The organism is Coriobacteriia bacterium, from assembly GCA_013334745.1.
In the GTDB taxonomy this organism is placed as follows: domain Bacteria; phylum Actinomycetota; class Coriobacteriia; order Anaerosomatales; family JAAXUF01; genus JAAXWY01.
On record JAAXWY010000081.1, the window covers coordinates 1 to 4,294 of the forward strand.

A 4,294-nucleotide genomic window follows, 5' to 3' on the forward strand; every position below is an offset into this window, starting at 1 on the left:
ACGTTGCGACCGGCAGCCGCCAGTTCGCGCGCGGCGACCCAGCCGTCGCCGCCGTTGTTGCCAGGACCTGCGAGCACCACGATGTCGCCATCCGGCACGCGCTCTGCGATCTCGCGGGCAACGGCGGCGCCGGCGGCGCGCATGAGGGCCGCGAGGGAGACGCCCTGCTCGGCGACGGCGCGCTCTTCGACGGCGCGGGACTGGGCTGCGGTGAGTACGCGGTACATCGCTTCCCCCTGTGGATGCGAAACGGGCGGCCTCTTCGCGAGACCGCCCGTCAATCTTACTCCGATTCGCCTGCGCCCTCGTCGGCCGCCGTCACAGTGTCGAGCAACGCTCGCGCCTCCTTGAACGAGGCGGCCAGCTGGGCCTTGGGGTCGGGTCGCTCGTCCTTGCGCGGACGCGCGTCTTCAGTGATAGCCACCGCCGAAGCGACCGCGGTCGTGTGCGTGAACGAGAGCGACACATGCATCTCGACGACCCCGAGCTCAGCGGCGCGCTCGGCGGCCCGACCGGAGAGCTTGGGCGTCGGCCGCCCGTTGTTCTCTCGGACGACCTCGACGTCGCAGAAGCGCATCCCCGAGAACCCGGTGCCGAGCGCCTTGAGTACGGCCTCTTTCGCTGCGAATCGCATCGCGTAGTGAACCCATGGCTTGGCCTTGTGCTCGCAGTACCAGCGCTCATCGTGGGAGAAGATGCGCTCCTTGATGCGCGGCGTGCGCTCGAGCGCCAGCTTCATGCGATCGATCTCGACGATATCGACGCCCAGTCCCAGTACGCTCAACGAGAACCCCTACTCAACCGTGACGGACTTGGCGAGGTTGCGCGGCTGGTCGACGTTGCAACCGCGCTTCTTCGCAATATGGTACGCGAGCACCTGCAGCGGTACGGTCGCCGGGATCGCCGAAAGGACCTCCGAGACCTGCGGGATGTAGAGCACGTGCTCGACGTGCTGACAGATCTCGTCGTCCCCGGCGGTCGCCACGGCGATCACCTCGGCGCCACGAGCGCGCACCTCCTGGATGTTGCTCACGACCTTCTCATAGACGTGACCCTGCGTAGCGACCACCACCACCGGGAGCTCATCGGTGATGAGTGCGATGGGGCCGTGCTTCATCTCCCCCGCAGGGTACGCCTCGGCGTGGATGTAGCTGATCTCCTTGAGCTTGAGCGCACCTTCCATGGCGACCGGAACGCCCACGCCACGCCCGAGGAACAGCGAGCTCTTGGCGTTGAGGAACGGCGCGGCTGCCTCTTCGATGCCGCGAAGGTCGGCCAGAATCGCCTCGACGATGTCGGGGATGGTCGACAGCTCGGCGAACAGCGACTCGACTCGCTCGTTCGAGAGGGTGCCCTTCGTCTGCGCGAGCTTGAGGCCGAGCACCGTGAGCGCCGCGATCTGCGCCGTGAACGTCTTGGTCGCCGCGACGCCGATCTCGGGGCCCGCGTGCGTGTAGAGCACGCCGTCGGACTCCCGCGTGACGCGCGAGCCCACGACGTTGGTGATCGCGATGACCTTCGCTCCGCGGTCGCGCGCCTCGCGTACGCCGGCAAGTGTATCGGCGGTCTCGCCCGACTGCGTGATCGCGACGACGAGCGTCTCCTCGTCGACGATAGGATCGGCGTAGCGGAACTCGCTACTGCACTGCACCTCGACGGGCACGCGCGCCCAGTTCTCGATCAGGTGCTTCGCCGAGAGACCCGCATGCAGCGACGTGCCGCACGCGATGACGTACACGCGGTCAATCGCCGCGATCTGCGCGGGCGTCATGTCCAGCTCGGAGAGACAGATCTCGCCGCGCTCGTCCAATCGGCCCCGAAGCGTCTCTCGGATGGCTTTGGGCTGCTCGTGGATCTCCTTGAGCATGAAGTCCTCGTAGCCGCCCTTCTCGGCGGCGTCGAGGTCCCACTCCACGTGCATCATCTCGGGCTCGGGAACGGCCAGGCCGGCTGCGTCTTGGATCGTGACGCCGGAGGGCGTGACCGTGGCCATCTCGCCGTCGTGCAGTACGAGCACCTCGCGCGTGTACTCCAGCACCGCCGGGATGTCGCTCGCGACGATGGTCTCGCCCTCGCCCACGCCGATGATGAGCGGCGAGTCCTGACGGGCGGCGATGATGGTGTCGGGAGCGTCGAGGTGTACGACGGCAAGCGCGTAGGCGCCATCGAGGTCCTCGATGGAACGGGCGACCGCAGCAGCCAGGTCACCGGTGTAGTAGCTCTCGATCAGATGCGCGACGACCTCGGTGTCGGTCTCCGAACGAAGGATGTGTCCGTTGGCCGCGAGTTGATCGCGCAGCTCCATGTAGTTCTCGATGATGCCGTTGTGCACGACCGCGACGCGGCCGGTGCAGTCGACGTGCGGGTGCGCGTTCTCCTCGCTCGGGCGACCGTGCGTCGCCCAACGGGTGTGCCCGATGCCGACGGCACCCGCTACGGGTGATGCGTCGAGCGCCTTGCGCAGGTTGATGAGCTTGCCAACGCGGCGAACGACCGTGAGCTCGCTGCCTTCGACGACGGCGACTCCCGCCGAGTCGTAGCCGCGGTACTCCAGCCGAGCCAGTCCGCCGAGCAGCACGTCAGTGGCGCTGCGGGGTCCGATGTATCCGACTATTCCACACATACGTAAGCGACCTCCGTGTCCGGGGTGCGTGTAGGGTCAAAGTGCGGCCGATGCGCCGCGAGAGCCGTAGGCGCGATCTCCTGCCGACGGCCGGGGCGGTGCCCCTGTGTGGTAGAACGACCGGTCCGCTGTCGCTTTGTTCCGCGGTCACCCGCGGGCTTTGTCGACAACGTCACGAACCCGATCGGGTCCGGAGAGCCATCCGCCGAATGTTTCGATGAGCTCTCTCCTCGTCAACTGGCGCAGCCTGAATGTGGCGCGGCCAGTCCCGGCGCTTCATGAAGCAGCAGCGTTGTCAGGCATCCCCTTTCGTCGCGTCATCGGTCGCAGCAAGTGTATCAGGCGGGGCAGGACACGGCGATGAGGTGACAAGGGTGGTGCCGCACAGGGAGTTCATCGGCATGCGGGGCGAAGCGCTATAGCCGTCCGATCAGCCCAGCTCTGCCGAGACCACGCGGACGAGCCGCTCCACAACATCAGCCGCGATCTCTTCGCTGGCCGCTTCGGCCATCACGCGGACGACGGGCTCGGTGCCCGAGGCGCGCACCAGGACGCGCCCGGCATCGCCAAGCTCGGCCTCGGCGGCCACGATGGCAGCCGACACGGTGCCGTTGGTGAGCACCCCCACCTTGTCGGCGACGCGGACGTTGACGAGCACCTGCGGGTAGCGATGCATGACCTGACGCAACTCGGACAGCGACTTTCCGGTCGCCTTGATTACCGCGGCGAGCTGCAGCGCGGTGACCAGACCGTCGCCGGTCGTGTTGTGGTCGAGGAAGATGATATGACCCGACTGCTCGCCACCCAGCGTGGCGCCCGACGCCTGCATCTGCTCGAGTACGTAGCGGTCGCCCACGTTGGCCTTGATGACGTGGATGCCCAGGTCGCGCATGGCGATCTCGAACCCGAGATTACACATCACCGTCGACACGACGGTATCGAGCGCAAGCTGCTCTGCGGAGTGCAGGTGCGCGGCACAGATGGCCATGATCGCGTCTCCGTCGACCTCGGCACCCGTCTCGTCGACGGCCAGCACGCGGTCCGCATCGCCGTCATGCGCGATGCCCATGTCGAAAGCGGAAGAACGCACCAGATCCACGAGGGGCGTCAGATCGGTCGACCCGCACCCGACGTTGATGTCCATGCCGTCAGAGCCGGCATTGATCGGCACGACGGTGGCACCAAGACGACGCAGCGCCTCGGGCGTGACCGCTCCCGAAGCCCCGTGCCCGCAGTCGACCGCGATGGTCAGCCCGGACAGGTCGCCCTCGATGGTGGCGATGCTGTGACTCACGTAGCGCGCGAGTGCGTCGCGCACGGCCTTGATGCGGCCTACCCCGGCTCCGGTGGGTCGTACGAAGCCTGCGTCGCCGGTGACGAATGCCGAGATCTCCTCCTCGAGATCGTCGGGCAACTTGAATCCATCGGCGTTGAAGAGCTTGATGCCGTTGTACTCGGGCGGGTTGTGCGATGCCGAGATGACGACGCCTCCATCGGCGCCCAGCTCGCGCACGATGAGCGCGACGGCGGGAGTGGGCACGATGCCGCAGAGCAGCGCATCGCCGCCACCAGCCGTCAGGCCGGCGACGAACGCAGCCTCGAGCATCTCGCCGCTCTGACGCGTGTCGCGGCCGACGACGATCCGCCCGCGGCCCTTGTCACCAAGGAAAT

General features: G+C 67.2%; 4 protein-coding genes. All 4 read right to left on the bottom strand.

Features of this window, described 5'->3' with window-relative positions; genetic code table 11:
- Nucleotides 1–227: bifunctional ADP-dependent NAD(P)H-hydrate dehydratase/NAD(P)H-hydrate epimerase (locus tag HGB10_11900; protein ID NTU72506.1), on the bottom strand; the 227-nt coding region annotated here is incomplete at its 3' end.
- Nucleotides 228–283: 56 nt separating this feature from the next.
- On the bottom strand, nucleotides 284–784 hold the full coding sequence (locus tag HGB10_11905; protein ID NTU72507.1) for a holo-ACP synthase: 501 nt from the start codon (nucleotides 782–784) through the stop codon (nucleotides 284–286).
- 9 nt (nucleotides 785–793) lie between these two features.
- Nucleotides 794–2,623 (bottom strand): glutamine--fructose-6-phosphate transaminase (isomerizing), encoded by a 1,830-nt coding sequence (gene glmS / locus HGB10_11910; protein NTU72508.1) that lies wholly within the window; start codon nucleotides 2,621–2,623, stop codon nucleotides 794–796.
- A gap of 430 nt (nucleotides 2,624–3,053) precedes the next feature.
- A partial coding sequence (gene glmM, locus HGB10_11915; GenBank protein NTU72509.1) for a phosphoglucosamine mutase occupies nucleotides 3,054–4,294 on the bottom strand: 1,241 nt, incomplete at its 5' end.

Coding starts and splice junctions, on each gene's coding strand:
- glmS (NTU72508.1), bottom strand. CDS start 2,623: ATGTGTGGAATAGTCGGATACATCGGACCCCGCAGCGCCACTGACGTG.